This is a genomic window from Bradyrhizobium sp. USDA 4503, assembly GCF_054055815.1.
The window spans coordinates 2,635,676-2,653,363 of record NZ_JBSRXS010000001.1; the positions used below are offsets into that span (position 1 = coordinate 2,635,676).

Here is a 17,688-nt window from a genome sequence, read left to right on the forward strand (position 1 = left end):
GGCGCATAGCTGACGGTCTGCATGACGATCGCGAACGTCGGCTCTTCGAGGTGAACCGGCAGTCACCCGGCTCGGTCGCTATGGGCGGCTTTTGACCCAAAATGGGAATCAAAGCTCGAGCGCAGGTGAATCACCGAACGCAGCAGCACGCGCCGTGCCGGGTTGCTCGCGGCCGCGCGTTGCGGTCGGGCAACACTTTCTGGAAAAGCGTAGCGCCTACGGCTTCCGCCCATTGCGCATTTCCATTTTGATCCGAATGATCGATGCCGTCGCGTGCTGGGCGGTGCAACAGGGCTCGGATCGAGCCTTTGGAGGGCTACGGGGTGATGAACCCGCGGCGAATTGCGACTCCGGAGTTGTGCGGGACGGTCGTTCTCGCAGGTTGGCTCTTTGCCTGGCTTGCCGGCTCTGCCGGCATCGGGAACAGCGGCGCAGTGTCCATCGAGGACCTCGCACCATCTCTCGCCGCCAACGCCGAACTGGCTGATACGCGACAGGCCACGGCAGTCGACAACGTCAGCAAAGTGAATGCTGAAGCAGCGATGGCTGCAGAATCCCTAACGGGGCCGGCGTCCGACACGATGGCCCCGCCGCAGGCAGGCGTCATGGGTAACGCTGTCGCCAACGCCGATGCGGCGATGGCGGTTGAATCGGTGCCGGCGACGCCCCCTGATGCGACAGCAACCTCGAGCGAGCCGAAGTCAATCGTCGTGGCTGCCTTGCCGGATTCGTCGCAGACGCTGCCGGTCGAAACATCGCCGGTGCAAGCGGCGACGGCGAGCCCGCCTCCAGTGTCTGGTGACACCGAGGAGGCCGCGAGACCCCTGGATATTTTCGAGGAGTGCCTCGTCGTCGATATCTGCATCGACCGGTACCTGTGGGCGCTCTACCAGCGGACGCCGAAGCAAGACACCATCAGCGTACAAGAGCAGCGGAAAGTGACCGTCAAGAAGAAGCGCAAGACGGTGACTGTCACCAGGACGTTCACCAGGCGCGTCGATAACGATTTCACGTGGAAGGATCCGAAGGCGGCGGAGCGAATGGGCATGCCGATGATCGACTACGTGATTGGAGGGGTGGATCGGAGCTTCAAACTCAAGCTGTTTCACGCGCTCTACGCGGCGGAGCAGGCCGGGTTGGCGCCCGGCATCACCAGCGCGTTCCGCGATGACTACCGTCAATCGATCGCGAGCGGCCTGAAGGCGGCGTCCGACAAGTCATACCATGGCGGGAGCTTCCGCGGCGGCTATGGCCACGGGCTTGCCGTCGATGTCGTGAGCGTCAGAGGCGCGACGCGGGCGGAGCGTTGGGTCTCCACCGAGGCCCTTTGGAAATGGATCGATGCGCGTGGACCGGATTTTGGAATCGGGCGACCGTATCTCGATCGAGATCCACCACATGTCGCGCCGATCGACGGCAAGGAATACGCCGCTCACCGCGGCGGGACGAAAGCTCAGCACGCGGAAGCGGATCGCAAGAAGCGCGACCGGGGCGCTGTGCGGGTTGTGGCAAAACGATCAAAGACCGCAAAGGCGTCGAAGGGGAGAACGATCTGATCGGGTTCAGCTGCGCCTTCCAACACGACGCGGGCAACAATGCCTAGCAATCCTATCATCGTGCAAAAATACGGAGGCGTCTGTCTCGAAACACCGGCAAGAATCCGCGCGGCCGCGAGCAGTGTCGCCGATTTGCATGGCCGTGGTCATCGTGTCGTGGCGATCGTTTCAGCGATGGGCAAGACCACCGATGAACTCGTCAGGATGGCCTATCAGGTCAGCCCGCACCCCAATCGCCGCGAACTCGATATGCTCTTGACCACCGGCGAGCGCATCAGCATGTCCTTGATGAGCATGGCGCTGTCAGATCTCGGCGTGCCGGCGATCAGCTTTACCGGCAGTCAGGCCGGTGTCATGACCGACGGGTCCCATTCCTCCGCACGCATTCTGGACGTGCGGCCCATTCGCGTGCGCGAAGAACTCGATCGTGGACGCATCGTGGTTTTGGCGGGCTTTCAGGGCGTGAACCCGCTGACCAAGGAAATCACGACGCTTGGCCGAGGTGGCAGCGATACCACCGCGGTCGCCATGGCTGCGGCGCTCAAGGCGGAGTGCTGCGAGATCATCAAGGAGGTCGACGGAGTTTGCTCGGCTGACCCGCGCATCGTCGCGGACGCAAAACCCTTGCGTCAGCTGGATTTCGCATCCCTATCCGAAATGTGCTTCTGGGGCGCCAAAGTCCTGCACTTTCGCAGCGTGGAGCTGGCCCACAGCCAAAACGTGCCTTTGGTCCTGAGAAAGTGGGGCGGCGCGCGACACAGCACGCAAGTGATGAAGGAGGTCGCAGACATGGAGAACGGAAAAGTCCTGGCCGTCAACTCGATGGCTCGCATCGAGCATGTGGAGATCGATTCGGCGGACCTCAATCAAGGCTTTGAGAAGTTCGCGCAGCATCTCCAGCAAAATGGCTTGCCTTGGCCGCAACTCCTCGCCTCGGCTTTCACCGCCGAAAAAACCCGCATCATGATGACTTGCGATTCGGAAACACTCGACGCGTTGCTGCGCACACTGGATCGGAGCAAAGACCTGCGCAAACAGCGCGAGACGCTGAGTTCGGTCAGCCTCACTTGCTTCGGCGGCATTTCCTCGGACCTGCCATACAAGGCGGTTCAGATTCTGCAACGTCACGGAATCATCGCCGACAAGTATGTTTTGTCATCGCATTCGGTAAGCTTCTTTGTTCCGGTGGAGAGCCGTGAGGCCGCGGTCATGGCCTTGCATTCGCTGATCTAGTTGAAATTTGGCAAGGGACGACGTTGCCCGGCCTCGCCATTAATACCAGCCGCGCCGACTATCGCGTGGTGAAGGAGTTCCGGATGATGCGCTTCACCGGTGAGCGATGGCAGCCTTTCGGGCCGGTCGTCGCCGACTAGAGCCTTCCCCGTTCCGATTGAATCGGAACGGGGCTCTAGACTCTTGTTTTGACGTGCTTTCTTAACGCGAACCGGTACCGGCTTCGCTCCGGAGCGATCGAGGCCGGATCATCGGATTGATCGACCGGCCTTCCCTGAGGAAATCCGAACCACTTATCAATGCCCGAGCCGCGCCTCCGTGCCGGCCAGCAGCCGCTGAATGTTGGCACGATGGCGTACGATCACGTAGATGCCGCCTGCGATCACCAGCAAGCGATAGGGCAACGGTTGCTCCAGGCCGCAGACGAGGACGATCGCCGTCAATGCCGCCAGCATCGAGCCGAGGGAGACAATCCGAAAGACAGCCACCACAGCGCCAAAGGCCGCCGCAGCGCCGAGGCCGACCGGCCAGGACATCGCCAGCAACACGCCGAGCCCGGTCGCAGCGGATTTGCCGCCGGTGAAATTCAGCCAGATCGAACGGCCGTGCCCCAGCAACACGGCCAGTCCGGCCAGGCAGACAGCCCAGGACACGCAGGTTTGCGGATCAAGCGCTGCCGGCGGCGTGACGGATGGCAAGGTGTACAACCAGGGATAAAACCAGCGGGCGAACAGGATTGCTGCTACGCCTTTCAGCACGTCGACAAGGAGCACCGCCAATGCGGGCCACTTCCCCAGGGTTCGCAATACGTTCGTTGCCCCGGTGGATTTGGAGCCATGCTGGCGGATATCGATGCCCCTCAGCAACTTCCCCGCCAGATACCCCGTCGGCGTCGAACCGAGCAGATAGGCGATCGCCAGTCCAGCCACACCCGCGATCCAGAAGATCATGCCAGTCACCTCGATGCCCGCGGCGGCGATCAATCCTAACGCGGATGCCACCAGCGTCCGCCGATCACGACGCCTTCGGATGCGATCTTGCGATCGCCCGTTAAATGCTCGCCGACCACATCGACATAGTCGAACGTCCCCTGCCGGACCGAGAGCAGCGTGGCGTCGCCGACGCTGCCCGGCTTGAGGCTGCCGAGCTCCGGCCGCCGCAACGCCATCGCGGCATTGACGGTGGACGCCGCGATCACGTCCGGCAGCGGCATTCCCATGCAGAGGAATTTCGACATCGTCGTCACCTGGTCGTATGCCGGGCCGTCGATGCAGAGCTGATGGATGTCGGAGGAGATGGTATCCGGATAGAAGCCGTTGGCGAGCATCGCGCGCGCCGTCTTGAAGGCGAACGAGCCCTTGCCATGGCCGATGTCGAACAGCACGCCGCGCTCGCGCGCCTCCAGGACGACCTTCTTCACCGTGCCCTGCGCGGTCGCGGGCGTGTTGGGGAACGGACGGAACGCATGGGTCAGCACGTCGCCCGGACGCAGGCGCGCGAGCACCTCCTCATAGCTCGGCGGCGGATGGTCGATATGCGCCATCAGGGGCATGCCGACCTGCTCGGCAACTTCGAGCGCGATCTCGAGCGGCACCAGCCCCGAGGTGCCCGAGGCGAACAGGCCGACCCGCACCTTGATGCCGACGATCAGGTCGCGGTTCTCGTCGGCGACGCGCGCCGCATCGATTGGATTCATCAGCCGCAGCTCCTCGCTCTCGCCGACCATCACGCGATCCGAGAAGCCGAAGATGCCGGCGTGCGAGACGTGCAGATAGGCGAGGATACGGACCTGGCTCGGCTCGATCACATGCTTGCGGAAGCCGGCAAAGTTGCCGGGGCCGGCGCTGCCGGTGTCGACCGAGGTGGTGACGCCGGAGTTGCGGCAAAACTCCTCCGCATCGATGCCGAGCGAGGTGCCGCCCCAATAGACATGGGTGTGCAGGTCGATGATGCCCGGTGAGACGATCAGCCCCGAGACGTCGCGGACCTCGGTGGCGGGATCGGCTTGCAACTCACGGCCGAGCGCAGCGACCTTGCCCGCGGCAAAGCCGACATCGGTCACGGCATCGAGTTTCTGCGACGGGTCGATCACCCGTCCGCCGCGCAGGATCAAATCGAAAGGCATCGTGTTCTCCGGATTCGGTCCGGCACGATGGTCGACTTCGCCGGCGCCCGCAAGCCGCTCAACCGACCCGGGCCTGCTCAGAAACCGGCGCGGTCGCTGTCGCGCGATCCGCGCCCTCGTCGGCGACCATGTCCGATCCCTTGTCCGCTTCGTTGGCCGACGCGACGATGGCCGCAATGGCGGGATTATGCGCCGCCTCCGAGGCAGCAATGATCTCGCGGGCCCAGCGGTACGAGGATTCGAAGATTTCCTGATGGCGGTCGAAATCGGTGACGTCGATGCCGTCGGGCGTCGGGGGACGCATCACCATGTCGAGCGGCGTGGTCGGCAGCGTATCATAGCGCTGATGCGCAACGAGGCTTCGCCACAGCACGTTGACGGCGCTCGGCGCGGCCGGAAGCAATTTCTTGCGGAACGGCGTCAGCAGCGACGCAAGCAGCTCAAGTCGCCCCGGCAGCGCGGCATAGTCGACGTCGAACATCTCGGTTGCCGGGTCGCCGAAATGGACCACCAGATTCGGTCCGCTCTTCATCTGGTGCATCTGCGCCAGCGGAACGTTGTCGACGAGGCATCCGTCGACCAGCATCGAGCCGTCCCTTGTATAGAACGGCGGCAGCAGACCGGGGATGGCGCTCGACGCCCGCACCGCGTGCCACAGCAGACCGGTGCGGATCAATTCGAGACTGTGCGTCGACAGATTGGTCGCGACCGCCGCGAACGGCCGCCAGCAGTCCTCGATCCGGCAATTGTGGCCGTACTGATCGGCGAGCGCGGCATCGAACGCCTTGTGGTCCAGCAAGGCGTAGCGCGGCCAGGTCGGGCGGCGGAAGCTGCGACTGGAGACGAAGATCTCATGCGTGCCGCGCTCGAGATGCTCGGCGTCGTAGTTCTTGGCAAAGCCCGCCGCCATCGCCGAGCCGACGCTGGTGCCGACAAAGATGTCGAACATCGCGCCGCGCTCACGAAACGCCTTGTAGACGCCGACATGCGCGGTGCCGAGGCTGCCGCCGCCGCCGGCGACAAATCCGACGGCGCGACCGCACAGGAAGCGAACCAGGCTGTCGATGTCGAGCTGGTCCTCGAGCGCGACGTGATGATGCATGAAGCAGGGCAGCCGCGCCAGCCACGCCGCGGTGCCGCTGACCTCGTGGCGCCTGACGTCATGAACCCGGACGAGACGCCGCGTCGACGCCGGATGCACGGCGCAGGCGAAGCGTTCGATCTCGGTCAGATCGGGCGTCGGCGCATGGCCACGGCAGGCGAACACGACAAGATCGGCCTGGCGGATGGTTTTGCGCGCCCACTCCGATGCGTCGGGACCACCGAAATAGGCCACCAGCGGCGCGTCGTACTCGATCCTGTTGAGCCAGTCGGCGACCTCGGATGCGTCGAGCGCGCGGCCCGGAAACATCGCCTGGACCCGCGCGAGGTCGACGATCTCGGCACCCGCAGCGGCAAGGCCTTCGCGCAACCTGTGCTCAAAGGCGGCAGGCACGGGTTCCCGTCCGCCCGGGATCAGCGCGACAGTGCGCGCCTTCGGCGACGCCCGGAGCGGCAACAGGCGCGCGGTCTCGGTGGCAAACCGCCGCGCGAGCGCAGCCAGCAGCGCCTCGACGATCTCGGGCGTTTCCCGCGCCAGCGTCGTATAGGCGGCGCGCGTCAACACCAGCACGCTGGTGTCGCGGATCGCAATCACGTTGGCCGTGCGCGGGATGTTGGCAAAGAACCCGATCTCGCCGACCAGCTCGCCGGCGCGAAGTTCCGCGATCGGCTCGGGATGACTGGTCCGGTACACCGCGAGCGCGCCATGCAGCACCAGGAACAGCGCGTCGGAGGCGCCGCCCTGCTCGACCAGCAGCTCGCCGCGCACAAGGTCGCGCCGGGTCATTGCGCCAAAGGCGATCAGCCGTTGCTCCGCGCTGAGGGTTCTGAACAGCGCGAAGTCCTCGGATACGTTTCCCCACGCAAACGTCGCGCTCGGCGGCACACGGTTCGAATGCATGATCCGATGTTAGCGCCGGGCCATCGTCCCGGCGAGCGATATCAGGGCCCAAACGGCCGCACCCTGAACACAAATCCTTGGGAGCACTGCAGCAGGATTTGCAGCATCCGCGATCTGCTTCACCCGACCAATTCCGGCCACGGCACGATGGTCGACTTCACCGTCTTCATCGCCATTGCGTCGGCAACCGCGCGGGCGACGCCGTCTTCGGTGAACGGATAGATCGTCTGCATGTCGAGCCAGGGATATTTGTTGCGCGTGCGGTAGAGCATGTCGACGCCGAGCGGCAGGTCGTTGCCGGTAAAGCCCCAGGAGCCGAGCACGTTGAGATCCTTGGTGCAGATGCGGTGCCACGAGGTGTTGATCGAGCCGGCATCGGTGAACTGCCCCATCTCGACATAGGTGCCGCCGTCGCGCAGCATCTCGATGCCCTCGGGGCCGGCGGTCGGGTGGCCCGAGCAGTCCATGACGAGGTCGGCGCCGAAACCGCCGACGATGTCACGCACCGCCTTGATGCGCTGCTCCGGCGTCTTGAGCTGCTCGATATCGACGGTCGCCTCGGCGCCGAACTTGCGCGCCAGCGCAAGGCGCGGCGCCTCCGGCGCGCCGACGCAGATCACGCGCCCCGCGCCCATTTCCTGCGCAGCGGCGACCGCGAGGATGCCGATCGGCCCCGAGCCCTGGATCACCACCGTGTCGCCCCAGCTGAAGCCGCCGGCGCGGGTGGCGCGGTTGAAGGCGCGGATGCAGGAGGTCAGAGGCTCGGAGAGCGCGCCAAGCCGCAGCGACATGTCGTCGGGCAATTTGTAGATCTTGGTGCCGGGCAGCATGTCGAGATCGACATAGACATATTCAGCCCAGCCGCCCCACATGTGCGGCGCCTTGTCGAAACCGAGATAGCGGCCGTAATAGACCGGCGTCAGGCATTTGTTGGCGCTCTCGGGATAATGGATGCAGTAGTAGCAGCGGCCGCACGGCATCAAGGGCGGGATCATCACCTTCGATCCCACCTGCAGCGGCTTGCTCATGAAATCCTCGGTGAACTCCGCGCCGCATTCCACGATCATGCCGCCGAGCTCATGGCCGAGCGTGAACGGCCACGGCAACGGCTTCGGCCAATGTCCCTTCAGGATGTGCAGATCGGTTCCGCAAACGCCACAGGCACCCACCTTGATCAAGGCCGCCTTTTTGCCGATTTCCGGCCATGGCACTGTCCGGATTACCGGCTTGGCTCCAGGTCCATCATGCGTGCAGACGCGGATCTGCTCCATCGGTTCGCTCTCCCTGTCCTTGTCGTTGGGCCGGGTTCGGCCGAGCCGACTTTAAGTCAGGACGATTGGGATGTCATGAAGGCCTGTCATGAAGGTCTTGATGACAGACCTTGGCGGAACGAGGCGCTTCTCGTCCTGGCGGAGTATTTTCCGCAAGGAGGCATCGATTGTGAAAGCAGCCGAGGGCGAATTGGCTGGTAGCATTGCGGGGAATGACACCATGAATCCTGGTATCGAAGGTATCGTCGGCATGTACGTCAAGTTGGGCGAACTGGACACGCTGCAACGGATGAAGGAGCATCGACAGGGCTTGCTGGACCAATGCGTCGATACGGCGAATTTCAGCTTCGATGTGACGAGATCGATCTACAGGAGCGACCTCGAGGTGATCGAGGCCGGCATCGAGAGTCTGTATGGCGAGATCACCGGCCATGTCGACGTCGTCAACGAAAAAAGGATTTCCGGCTGGGCGCTGTACAACCAACACCCCGACAAGAGGGTCGCGATCGATATCTACTTCAACGGCAATCTCGTTGGCGAAGTCGTCGCCGATCAGTTCCGCAACGATCTTCTCAAGCTCAACAAGGGCGATGGACACCATGCCTTCGTCTTCGTGCCGCCGAGCGAATCCTATCAGCCGCCGCTGCAGATTGAGGTCCGCGCGGCGAAACGAAAGATGCTGAAAGCCGTGGCTGTTGAACCACCAGCGGCGGCAGTCGAACCGGAAACGGCTGTCGAACCGGAAATGGACGCCGAGGCCAAATAACCTCACCGCGCCGCTTCCGCACACCCCGTATCCGCCGGGCGCCGTCACCTACGTGAATCCGCCGCAGACGCCAATATGGGCTGCGACATGACGGACGTGCGCGGCCGATTGACAGCGACGATCGCTTCACCGCAACCTGCGATGCAACCTCAGGTGACGGAATGAAGCCGCAACCCGGCTCGGAGCGAATCTTCGTGGACGCCAGCACCGATCCGCTGGACGGGCGCGTGCGATGGGCGCCGGCGAAGTCGCTGTGGCTTGGCAGCATGACCGCGGTCGCGATCGTCCTCGGGCCGCTGCTGTTCACGTGGAGCGCGTTCGCATTATTCATCATCACCAGCGCGATCACGCTGTGCTTCGGGCATTCAGTCGGCATGCACCGCCGCCTGATCCATGCGAGCTTCGACTGTCCGCTGTGGCTGGAGCGGCTCTGCGTCTATCTCGGCACGCTGGTCGGGATGGCCGGCCCCTACGGCATGGTGCGGTTGCACGATTTCCGCGACTGGGCGCAGCGCCAGACGGCGTGCCACGACTACTCCTGCCACCGCGCCGGTTTCTGGCGCGACGCGTGGTGGCAACTGCACTGCACGCTGGTGCTGAAACACCCGCCCGAATTCCGGCTCGAACGGCGGCTCGCCGATGACCGTTTCTACGCCTTCGTCGAGCGGACCTGGATGTGGCAGCAATTGCCCTGGGCGATCCTGTTCCTCGCGATCGGCTCGTGGAGCTGGCTGGTCTGGGGCATCTGCGTCCGCGTCGCCGTCTGCGTCACCGGTCACTGGCTGATCGGTCATTACTCGCATCGCAAGGGCGGACAGACCTGGATCATCGAAGGCGTCGCGGCTCAGGGCTACAATGTCGGCATCGCGGGCCTGATCAGCATGGGCGAAAGCTGGCACAACAATCACCACGCCTATCCCGGCTCCGCGAAGCTCGGGCTGCTGCCGAGTCAGATCGACCTCGGCTGGTGGTTGATCAAGGCATTCGAAGCCGCAGGACTCGCGAGCAACATCAAGACGCCGGACGATCTTGCGCCCCGCCCGGGCGCGCGCCGCGTCGACGAACCAGGCAACGCCGATGCGGTCGCGCCGCGACATCGCGGCCGCGCATTGTTCCAGTAATCCGCAGCCGCGCATCTTCCGTTGCGGATCGAACGCCACGCAGCTATATGCGCCGCGTCGGAAAAGGCAGACTTGGTTTGGTAAGCCCAAGTCCTTTCGGATCGAAGTCCTTTCTGGAACGAAAGACCTTTCGAAAACGAAAGCTCTGGTCTCCTGCCTCGTGCATGAGATCCCCACGACGAACACCGGACGCAGTCCAGGCGCCCAATGTTCGTCCGTGTGGTTCTCAACCCGACGAACCGCTCCGGTCGAACACCGACAAAGGAGCAGTTCATGCACGCCAGCCGCCCCCTTCCCCATGATGTCGTGATTGCCGGTGCCGGCCCGGTCGGCTTGATGCTCGCCTGCGAGCTGCGGCTCGCAAGGTGCTCGGTGCTGGTGCTGGAGCAGGCCACGGAGGCGCACTCGCCGCTGAAGCGGCTGCCCTTCGGTATGCGCGGCCTTTCGGCGCCCAGCATCGAGGCGTTCTATCGTCGCGGGATGCTGGATGACATCGCGGCACGACAGCACGCAAGAGATGGCTCGGGCAGCAGCGCATCGAATGGCGCGCATTGGATGCAACAGCCGCGCCGCCCGGCCGGCCATTTTGCCGGCATCCAGTTCTTTCACGATGATCTCGACACGTCGAAATGGCCGTTTCGTCTGCCGAGCCCGGCAGGCACCAGCATGGCGGTCGAGATGGAGGCGCTCGAATCCGCCCTCGCCGCGCGCGCAACCGCGATGGGGGTTGAGATCAGGCGCGGCCTGAGTGTCGATGCGTTCGATCAGTCGGACGACGACGTCACCGTTCGCGCCGGGGACGCGACTTTCCGCGGACGCTGGCTGGTCGGCTGTGACGGCGGCCGCAGCATGGTGCGCAAGGCCGGCGGCTTTGAATTCGTCGGCACCGATCCCGAGTTCACCGGCTATTCGGTCGAGGTCGATATATCAGATCCGGACAAGCTCCGCACCGGCCGTCACTACACGCCGACGGGCATGTATACCTACGCACGGCCCGGCACGATCGCGATGGTGGAGTTCGACGGCGGCGCCTTCCACCGAACCCGGCCGATCACGCGCGAGCACGTGCAGGCGGTGCTGCGCCGCGTCTCCGGCACGGACATCACGTTGACGGCGCTCCGGCTTGCCACCACCTGGACCGATCGCGCCTGTCAGGCGACGGATTACCGCAAGGGCCGCGTGCTGCTCGCGGGCGATGCCGCGCATATTCATTCTCCGCTCGGCGGCCAGGGGCTCAATCTCGGGCTTGGCGATGCGATGAACCTCGGCTGGAAGCTCGCGGCCACGATCCGCGGCGACACACCGGTGGACCTGCTCGACAGCTACTCGCGTGAGCGGCATCCGGTGGGCGCGCAGGTGCTGGACTGGTCGCGCGCCCAGGTCGCGCTGATGCGGCCAAGCCGAAGTTCGCGCGCGCTCGAAGCCATCATCCGCGACCTGATCGCGACATCAGACGGCGCGACCTACTTTGCCGAGCGCGTGTGGGGCGTTACGCTGCGCTACGATCTTGGCAGCAACCATCCGCTGGCGGGCCGCAGCGCGCCCGACTTCGAGCTCGCCTGCGGGGCTAAGCTCGGCGAGCTGCTCAGGGATGGTCGCGGCCTGCTGCTGGACTTTGATCGGCGCGCGCCCCAGCAAACGCTTGCCGATCGCTGGCATGGGCGGATCGGCTATGTCGCATGCGAGGCGCGGGATCGGCTGGGCCTTAATGCCGTGCTCGTACGCCCCGACGGCTTCGTCGCATGGGCCGCCGACACCGCCCCCCACCTCGATGAAGCCGCTCAGGTCATGTCGCGGTGGTTCGGCGAACCTGATGCGCGGCCCTGCCCCTTCCACTCACACTTCTCTTGCACCGTGTGCGGGTTCCCCGCCTCAACCGTAACGCCCCGTTAACCCTATCAGCCTTAGGGTCGTCGGGGCTCCGAATGGACGGTGGCCGGGTTTGTCGTGATGTCGTTTGCACAGAAGAAAACTACCATCGTCCCCGTAGCCGAGGAGCGGCGGCGCTTCCAGCGCGTCAAGGTGCACCTGCTCGGCCGCTACATGCTGCCCGACCGGCGCGAGTTTCCCTGCCAGATTATCAACATGTCGCCCGGCGGCCTCGCTTTGCTGGCGCCTGGCATCGGCAATGTCGGCGACCGTGTGATCGCCTATCTCGACCATATCGGCCGGGTCGAGGGACGCATCACCCGCATCATCGACAACGGCTTTGCGATGACGATCGGCGCCACCGCACGCAAGCGCGACAAGCTCGCCGCACAGCTGACCTGGCTCGCCAACCGCGACATCCTCAATCTGCCCGAGGATCGCCGCCACGACCGTATCGTGCCGCGCAACCCGATCGCCCTGCTGACCCAGGAAGACGGCACGCGGATGACCTGCCGCATCATCGACCTTTCCTTGTCCGGTGCTGCGATTGCTGCCGAGAACCGCCCGCCGCTGAAATCGCTCGTGATGCTCGGGCGGGTACAGTCCCGCGTGGTGCGAAATCTCGAGGAAGGCTTCGCGCTCGAGTTCGTCCACGAGCAATCGGCGGAAACGCTCGAAGAGAGCGTTACCGCGAGGTAAAGCGAAAAAGCGCTCAAGACCCCTGTTTTAGCCCGCGAAGGCGGCCACCGGTGCACCGGTGGCCGCCTTCCGCGCGTTTGGCCCGATGAAAATCGGCGGTTAACGGCCCCAGCGTTTGGCGCAACAAACCGCGCTGGCGCAGCGCTTGCCGCGTTAATGCATAAAATTTGAATCAATTGCAGTTGTTTCAAATTTTACGCGAATTAGATTCAAGTACAGTTCGAATTCGCCGCAGCTTTTACCAGTATTCGCGTCAAATCTACTTTGCGTACTTAGCGGCGGCGCAAAAGCTTTGTGCGAAACGTGGTCCCAACAAGAAGAACGGGGGCCACGATGTTTGGGTTCAGGGGACAGGGGAAAGGTTTGGCGGTTGCCGCCATCCTGTTTGCGACGTGCGTGTCGGCCAAGGCCGGCGACGTGGTCTACGCCAGCCTGGGTGACGTTGCGCGTTCGCCGATCGGCTGGGTCGAATTCTGTGCCGACAATCCGGGCGAATGCCGCGGCGGCGCGACGCAACCACGCGACATCGTGTTGTCGCAGACCGCTTGGCGGGACCTCGTACGGGTCAACAAGTGGGTCAACGAATCCATCAAGCCGATGACCGACATGGATCATTGGGGCGTGATCGAGAAATGGTCGTTGCCATCCGACGGTTACGGCGACTGCGAGGACTACGTGCTCCTGAAGCGCAAGATGCTGATGGACGCCGGCTGGCCCCGCGAGGCGCTGTTGATCACGGTGGTCCGCGACAAGAAGGGCGAAGGCCACGCAGTGCTGACGGTGAAGACCGACAAGGGCGAGTTCGTGCTCGATAACCAGAACGAGAGCATCGTCGCCTGGACCGACACTGGCTACCGCTTCGTCAAGCGGCAGTCGCAGGGCGATCCCAATGTGTGGGTCTCGCTCGGTGACAACCGCCCTGCAGTTGCAACGGCAAGCTCGCGCTGAGCAGAACAGGAAATTTCGAGTTCGCGATCCGGTCACATCCCCACCCCTCCCCGTCCCAGACCGGTTCGCGCGCGGCCACCCTTCCCCCAAAGGGTGGCCGCACCTTTTTTGAGCGGCGTCGATCGACGCCTAGTGTGCTGAATGCGAAGTTCGTGCGATTTCGCAGCAGCCACTTTCACGAACTTCGCATTCATAAAGCACACTAGAATCATAAGTTTGCTAGTGTCCTTATCGAATCCGAAGTTCGCTCCGAAGGTGCGGCAAATGATGCGAACTTCGGATTCGGGACACTAGAAGAACCGCTCGAGAAGCGCCGCGGTCTCGTCTGAGATGCCGACGATCTTGTTGGTGGCCTGGCGATAGAACTTGAAGTTCAGCTCGGTCTCGGGCCGGCCATCGCCCCAATCCTTGAAGCGCTTGAGCTGGTCGCGCCCGAGCAGCCGCGCCGCGGATGCGGTGCGTCTGACCGTGATGGCGATCAGGCCGCTGCCGCCCTCGTTCTCGCTCGCGAACACGAACACGACGTCGTCGGCCGCGATGTGCTTGCCGCCATACATGGTCTTCTGCGCGGTGAAGGTGAACACCTTCGCCCGCGGATTTCGGATCTCGATCTTGATCGCAAACGCCATCGCATCCCTTCACCGGCTCGCTTTGTCATCCGCGTCGGCGGCTTGACATACTAGCATCGACGAGATTGAATTGAATTCAATTCAGCGAATGGGCCCACGATGGACGCGGCGAGCCTCGGGACACGGGAACGATTGCTCTCGGCAGCGCAGGCCGAGCTCATCGAGGGCCATGGGCACCTCGAGATGCAGGCCGTCGCAAGGCGGGCGCAGGTCTCGGTCGGGCTCGCCTACCATCACTTCGGATCGAAGGCCGGCCTGATCGCCGCCGTGGTCGAAGGCTTCTATGAACAACTTGATGCGGCGGCGTTCGGCGGTGCCAAGCTGTCCGCCACGGACTGGGCGGACCGGGAAAAGGAGCGGATCGGCGCCTATGTCGCCTTTCACTATGGCCACCCGTTTGCGCCCCTCGTGATCGGACCGCTCAGCCGCGCGCCCGAGGTGCTCGATGTCGAGACCGCCTTCACCGGCCGGCAGCTTGACGCCGGCGCCCGCATGATCGAAGCGGCCCAGCGCGACGGGATCGTGCCCGGCGGCATCGACCCTCACCTCACCATCGCGCTGATGATCGGCGGCATCCGCCAGGCGCTGATCGGCGCGCTCACGAGCGAAAGACGGCCGGATCCGGCAAGGCTGACCGGCGACATCTGGGCCTTCATGGCCGCCGCGCTGCGCTTACCCGCCAAACCCCTGTCCGCGCGGCCAAGGGCCACGCGGCGCAGCCGCAACTAAGCTTCAGCCAGAACCCGAACATCGATGGCCATCTTGTTCAATCCGCACGATTTTCACGCACCGCAATCGTCCTACAGCAAGCTGGATCTGCTGCGCTCAAGCGAAGGCGGCTATTTCGGCCCGGGCAATGCGCAGCTGCCGGCACCGCCGATGCTAATGATGGACCGCATTACCGAGATCAGCCTGGACGGCGGCGCGTTCGGCAAGGGCCACGTCGCCGGCGAACTCGAGATTGCGCCGGACCACTGGTTCTTCGCCTGTCACTTTGCCGCCGACCCCGTGATGCCCGGATGCCTCGGCCTCGACGCCATGTGGCAGATCATCGGCTTCTGGCTCGGCTGGTCGGGCTCGCCCGGCAAGGGCCGCGCGCTCGGGGTCGGCGAGGTCAAGTTCAGGGGGCACATCACGCCGGATGTCAGGCTGGTGCGCTATGAGGTCGACATACGCCAGGCCAGGCGCGGCCGGCTGGTGCTGGGCATCGCCGACGGCCGGGTGCTCGCAGACGGCGCTTGCGTCTATCTGGCAAAGGACATGCGGGTCGGCCTGATCGCGCCCAGAGGCTGAATTCGGGGAGGTTGAGTTCGGGTCGGCCAGAGGCCGATCGTGCCTCGAGCGGGCCGGGCAGCACGGCCGAAAACTAACATATGATACAAATTTCGCTGCTGCCGCAGTGGTCTACACACCCCCCGGTTTTGCCCGCGCCGGGGTTTGTGCTATTTCGAACCTTTCAATTGATGTCCGGTTGTTGGTCGCATGGTCGAACTTGCCCCCCGGAATTCACAAGCCAGCAGCCTGATTGGCGTGCAGCCGATCGCGATCGGCGCCGTGGCGCTGGTGCTCGTGCTGTTCGGAATCGGCTCGATCGCGCTGTGGCGTGCCTACACCGGCAACGTGCCGGAGACCGACCGCATGGTGGCCGCGCGGCAGTTGCAGGCGCGGACCGCGCAGGTCTCCGAGGCCCTGGTGGAAAAGACCAAGGGCATGGAGGCGACCCAGCAGGAATCCATCGACCAGCTGCAGGAGGTACAGGACCAGCTGCAGACCATGCGCAAGCAGTTCGCCTTGCAGGCGGCCGATGCCAAGAGGCTCTCCGACCAGGTCGCCGCGCTGACCGAACAGGTCGAGGGTTTGCGCCAATCGCTGGCGAGCGCGCAGGCCAACGAGCCGGCCGCCGAGCCCGCGCCGCGCAAGCGCTCGAAGGCCACCCGTAGCGCCAACCGGAAGCGCCACAGGTCGCGTGGTTGACGCGCCCGCAGACCCCGCCCACCCAAGGTAACCAGCCATAAAAATGCGCCAAATCCCCAGCAAGATCATCATCTAACGGGGAACTTTCGCGCTCGAGGGCTGCCGGCGGCGGCCGATCATGAGTGCCCGTTACCGTGAATTAATCCTGACTTTGTGAACTGGTTCACATATCGGCCTTCGAATCCGAGTCATCTTCGAATGACCGGATGGCGTGAGCCGATTTCAATATCCGGGGCTGGCAAGGTCGTTGACGGTATACTACGTCGACGGCCTTGTTTTTTGGGGTCCTTGAATCCCGCTCGGGACCGCCCGGCAGGAAAGCTCCGGCTCGAGATCCCGAAGGCGGCCCTCGCCGCGCGAAAGATGCAGACCGGCTGAAGAAATACGGCGTGCTCGGCTGACGACTCTGTATGCGCAGCGTCACCGCGGCCAAAGCCGCGGCGAACGGAATTGCCGCCCTATTCGGTGCGATCGCGCAAGACGCGACCACCTCGCAGTCGCAGCCGAGCAAGCTTCGGCTCGAGCTCGCGCAGCATGTAGATCAGCGCAACGGCAAGGCTCGCAACAACCACCATGAGCAGCAATGTCAGGTCCGGAATGGTCAGCATCTTGGATGTCCTCTGGGCCCGGCTTCAATCGCAGCCGGACCATTGGTTTTCGCGGCGCGCTCACGCACGGACTGCTGCAAGGCGGTGCAAGCTGCATACCAGTGTCCCGAATCCGAAGTTCGCATCATTTGCCGCACCTTCGGAGCGAACTTCGGATTCGATAAAGACACTAGCAAACTTATGATTCTAGTGTGCTTTATGAATGCGAAGTTCGTGAAAGTGGCTGCCGCGAAATCGCACGAACTTCGCATTCAGCACGCTAGTGCGCGACAGAGAACGCGGCGGCCGGGCATCGAAACGCCGGCCGCGCCGATCATTGCAAGACCATCAGCATGGCGAGCGAACGGACCGGCCATGCGCGAGCGAATGGATCAATCGCAAACCTGCACCGGCCGAACGCGCCAGCCATACGGTGTCATCACGCCGCGACGAACGACGTAACAGCCGCCGTAACCGTAGCCGTAGCCATCGTCATAGCCGTAGCCGGCGTAGTATGGATTGCCGTAGTAGCCGTCATAGTAATCGTAGGCGCCATAGCCCAGCCCGAAGCCGACCGCTGCCGCCGCGAGCGGATAGCCCCAGCCGCGCCGATAGTAGCCACCGTTCCAGCCGCCACCACGCCAGCCTCCGCCGTGCCAGCCGCGGCCGGCCCAACCGCCGCCGCCGATCGCAGCCGACCGGAAGCCACCGCCTCCGCCCATCGCCCGGAATGCAGCGCCGCCGCCGTGGAAGCCGCCAAATCCGCCGCCGCCGCGGAAGCCGCCACCACCATGAAAGCCGCCGCCACCGAAGCCACCGCGTGCCGACGCAGCATCGACGGTGAACAGACCGACCGAGGCCGTCGCCAGCAAGGCAATCATCGTTTTACGCAACATCACCCGTTACTC

17 protein-coding genes are annotated in these 17,688 nt (G+C 64.1%); 10 read left to right on the top strand and 7 right to left on the bottom strand.

The genetic code is table 11. The features are described from left to right. Positions 1-434 precede the first annotated feature (434 nt). Both ACVMIH_RS12885 and ACVMIH_RS12890 read left to right on the top strand, forming a co-directional pair. Positions 435-1,556: a hypothetical protein gene (locus ACVMIH_RS12885; protein ID WP_456862079.1), complete on the top strand. Its 1,122-nt coding sequence runs from the start codon at positions 435-437 to the stop codon at positions 1,554-1,556. Positions 1,557-1,595: 39 nt separating this feature from the next. After that, the gene (locus ACVMIH_RS12890) at positions 1,596-2,789 is read left to right on the top strand and encodes an aspartate kinase (protein WP_141343030.1); all 1,194 of its coding nucleotides are present in this window, start codon (positions 1,596-1,598) and stop codon (positions 2,787-2,789) included. A 296-nt stretch (positions 2,790-3,085) separates the two neighbouring features. Here ACVMIH_RS12890 and plsY read toward each other — a convergent pair whose 3' ends face one another. The 4 genes from plsY to ACVMIH_RS12910 all read right to left on the bottom strand — a co-directional run bounded on the left by plsY (position 3,086) and on the right by ACVMIH_RS12910 (position 8,187). Further along, a complete protein-coding gene (plsY, locus tag ACVMIH_RS12895; protein WP_076830239.1) occupies positions 3,086-3,739 on the bottom strand; it encodes a glycerol-3-phosphate 1-O-acyltransferase PlsY in 654 nt (217 codons plus the stop codon). Between the two features lie 35 nt (positions 3,740-3,774). After that, positions 3,775-4,914 carry an amidohydrolase/deacetylase family metallohydrolase gene (locus tag ACVMIH_RS12900; protein WP_141343029.1) on the bottom strand — a complete coding sequence of 380 codons (1,140 nt, stop codon included), beginning with the start codon at positions 4,912-4,914 and terminating at the stop codon, positions 3,775-3,777. Positions 4,915-4,972: 58 nt separating this feature from the next. Then, on the bottom strand, positions 4,973-6,916 hold the full coding sequence (locus tag ACVMIH_RS12905) for a patatin-like phospholipase family protein (protein WP_456862082.1): 1,944 nt from the start codon (positions 6,914-6,916) through the stop codon (positions 4,973-4,975). Positions 6,917-7,035: 119 nt separating this feature from the next. Continuing rightward, positions 7,036-8,187: a zinc-binding dehydrogenase gene (locus tag ACVMIH_RS12910; RefSeq protein ID WP_456862084.1), complete on the bottom strand. Its 1,152-nt coding sequence runs from the start codon at positions 8,185-8,187 to the stop codon at positions 7,036-7,038. An 88-nt stretch (positions 8,188-8,275) separates the two neighbouring features. Here ACVMIH_RS12910 and ACVMIH_RS12915 point away from each other — a divergent pair, with 88 nt between their 5' ends. The 5 genes from ACVMIH_RS12915 to ACVMIH_RS12935 all read left to right on the top strand — a co-directional run bounded on the left by ACVMIH_RS12915 (position 8,276) and on the right by ACVMIH_RS12935 (position 13,590). Then, the gene (locus tag ACVMIH_RS12915) at positions 8,276-8,953 is read left to right on the top strand and encodes a hypothetical protein (protein WP_141343026.1); all 678 of its coding nucleotides are present in this window, start codon (positions 8,276-8,278) and stop codon (positions 8,951-8,953) included. A 161-nt stretch (positions 8,954-9,114) separates the two neighbouring features. After that, positions 9,115-10,074 carry an acyl-CoA desaturase gene (locus ACVMIH_RS12920; protein WP_456862086.1) on the top strand — a complete coding sequence of 320 codons (960 nt, stop codon included), beginning with the start codon at positions 9,115-9,117 and terminating at the stop codon, positions 10,072-10,074. 273 nt (positions 10,075-10,347) lie between these two features. Beyond that, the gene (locus ACVMIH_RS12925) at positions 10,348-11,967 is read left to right on the top strand and encodes an FAD-dependent monooxygenase (RefSeq protein ID WP_082653942.1); all 1,620 of its coding nucleotides are present in this window, start codon (positions 10,348-10,350) and stop codon (positions 11,965-11,967) included. A 57-nt stretch (positions 11,968-12,024) separates the two neighbouring features. Beyond that, a complete protein-coding gene (locus tag ACVMIH_RS12930; protein WP_057019065.1) occupies positions 12,025-12,642 on the top strand; it encodes a PilZ domain-containing protein in 618 nt (205 codons plus the stop codon). Between the two features lie 333 nt (positions 12,643-12,975). Beyond that, complete coding sequence (locus tag ACVMIH_RS12935) at positions 12,976-13,590, top strand: transglutaminase-like cysteine peptidase (protein WP_026192955.1); 615 nt, start codon at positions 12,976-12,978, stop codon at positions 13,588-13,590. A gap of 290 nt (positions 13,591-13,880) precedes the next feature. On the opposite strand, the gene ACVMIH_RS12940 is transcribed toward ACVMIH_RS12935, so the two are convergent. Beyond that, positions 13,881-14,219: a hypothetical protein gene (locus ACVMIH_RS12940; protein ID WP_057019066.1), complete on the bottom strand. Its 339-nt coding sequence runs from the start codon at positions 14,217-14,219 to the stop codon at positions 13,881-13,883. 99 nt (positions 14,220-14,318) lie between these two features. Between ACVMIH_RS12940 and ACVMIH_RS12945 the strand changes: the two genes are divergently transcribed. From ACVMIH_RS12945 to ACVMIH_RS12955, 3 genes are all read left to right on the top strand, one after another. Next, a complete protein-coding gene (locus ACVMIH_RS12945) occupies positions 14,319-14,948 on the top strand; it encodes a TetR/AcrR family transcriptional regulator (RefSeq protein ID WP_057019067.1) in 630 nt (209 codons plus the stop codon). Between the two features lie 33 nt (positions 14,949-14,981). Continuing rightward, on the top strand, positions 14,982-15,512 hold the full coding sequence (gene fabA, locus ACVMIH_RS12950; RefSeq protein ID WP_057019113.1) for a bifunctional 3-hydroxydecanoyl-ACP dehydratase/trans-2-decenoyl-ACP isomerase: 531 nt from the start codon (positions 14,982-14,984) through the stop codon (positions 15,510-15,512). Positions 15,513-15,701: 189 nt separating this feature from the next. Continuing rightward, positions 15,702-16,193, top strand: a complete 492-nt coding sequence (locus ACVMIH_RS12955) for a hypothetical protein (protein ID WP_225160275.1) — start codon at positions 15,702-15,704, stop codon at positions 16,191-16,193. A 458-nt stretch (positions 16,194-16,651) separates the two neighbouring features. Here the strand turns inward: ACVMIH_RS12955 and ACVMIH_RS12960 are convergent, their stop codons facing one another. Together ACVMIH_RS12960 and ACVMIH_RS12965 are read right to left on the bottom strand one after the other, a co-directional pair. After that, on the bottom strand, positions 16,652-16,801 hold the full coding sequence (locus ACVMIH_RS12960; RefSeq protein ID WP_156436402.1) for a hypothetical protein: 150 nt from the start codon (positions 16,799-16,801) through the stop codon (positions 16,652-16,654). 371 nt (positions 16,802-17,172) lie between these two features. Continuing rightward, positions 17,173-17,676 carry a hypothetical protein gene (locus tag ACVMIH_RS12965; protein WP_057019069.1) on the bottom strand — a complete coding sequence of 168 codons (504 nt, stop codon included), beginning with the start codon at positions 17,674-17,676 and terminating at the stop codon, positions 17,173-17,175. Positions 17,677-17,688: the final 12 nt, after the last annotated feature.

What these genes read in the sequence shown, in the direction of transcription:
- ACVMIH_RS12890 (WP_141343030.1), top strand. Translation starts at nt 1,596, where the DNA reads ATGCCTAGCAATCCTATCATCGTGCAAAAATACGGAGGCGTCTGTCTC.
- plsY (WP_076830239.1), bottom strand. Translation starts at nt 3,739, where the DNA reads ATGATCTTCTGGATCGCGGGTGTGGCTGGACTGGCGATCGCCTATCTG.
- ACVMIH_RS12900 (WP_141343029.1), bottom strand. Translation starts at nt 4,914, where the DNA reads ATGCCTTTCGATTTGATCCTGCGCGGCGGACGGGTGATCGACCCGTCG.
- ACVMIH_RS12905 (WP_456862082.1), bottom strand. Translation starts at nt 6,916, where the DNA reads ATGCATTCGAACCGTGTGCCGCCGAGCGCGACGTTTGCGTGGGGAAAC.
- ACVMIH_RS12910 (WP_456862084.1), bottom strand. Translation starts at nt 8,187, where the DNA reads ATGGAGCAGATCCGCGTCTGCACGCATGATGGACCTGGAGCCAAGCCG.
- ACVMIH_RS12915 (WP_141343026.1), top strand. Translation starts at nt 8,276, where the DNA reads ATGAAGGTCTTGATGACAGACCTTGGCGGAACGAGGCGCTTCTCGTCC.
- ACVMIH_RS12920 (WP_456862086.1), top strand. Translation starts at nt 9,115, where the DNA reads ATGAAGCCGCAACCCGGCTCGGAGCGAATCTTCGTGGACGCCAGCACC.
- ACVMIH_RS12925 (WP_082653942.1), top strand. Translation starts at nt 10,348, where the DNA reads ATGCACGCCAGCCGCCCCCTTCCCCATGATGTCGTGATTGCCGGTGCC.
- ACVMIH_RS12930 (WP_057019065.1), top strand. Translation starts at nt 12,025, where the DNA reads ATGTCGTTTGCACAGAAGAAAACTACCATCGTCCCCGTAGCCGAGGAG.
- ACVMIH_RS12935 (WP_026192955.1), top strand. Translation starts at nt 12,976, where the DNA reads ATGTTTGGGTTCAGGGGACAGGGGAAAGGTTTGGCGGTTGCCGCCATC.
- ACVMIH_RS12940 (WP_057019066.1), bottom strand. Translation starts at nt 14,219, where the DNA reads ATGGCGTTTGCGATCAAGATCGAGATCCGAAATCCGCGGGCGAAGGTG.
- ACVMIH_RS12945 (WP_057019067.1), top strand. Translation starts at nt 14,319, where the DNA reads ATGGACGCGGCGAGCCTCGGGACACGGGAACGATTGCTCTCGGCAGCG.
- ACVMIH_RS12955 (WP_225160275.1), top strand. Translation starts at nt 15,702, where the DNA reads ATGGTCGAACTTGCCCCCCGGAATTCACAAGCCAGCAGCCTGATTGGC.
- ACVMIH_RS12960 (WP_156436402.1), bottom strand. Translation starts at nt 16,801, where the DNA reads ATGCTGACCATTCCGGACCTGACATTGCTGCTCATGGTGGTTGTTGCG.
- ACVMIH_RS12965 (WP_057019069.1), bottom strand. Translation starts at nt 17,676, where the DNA reads ATGTTGCGTAAAACGATGATTGCCTTGCTGGCGACGGCCTCGGTCGGT.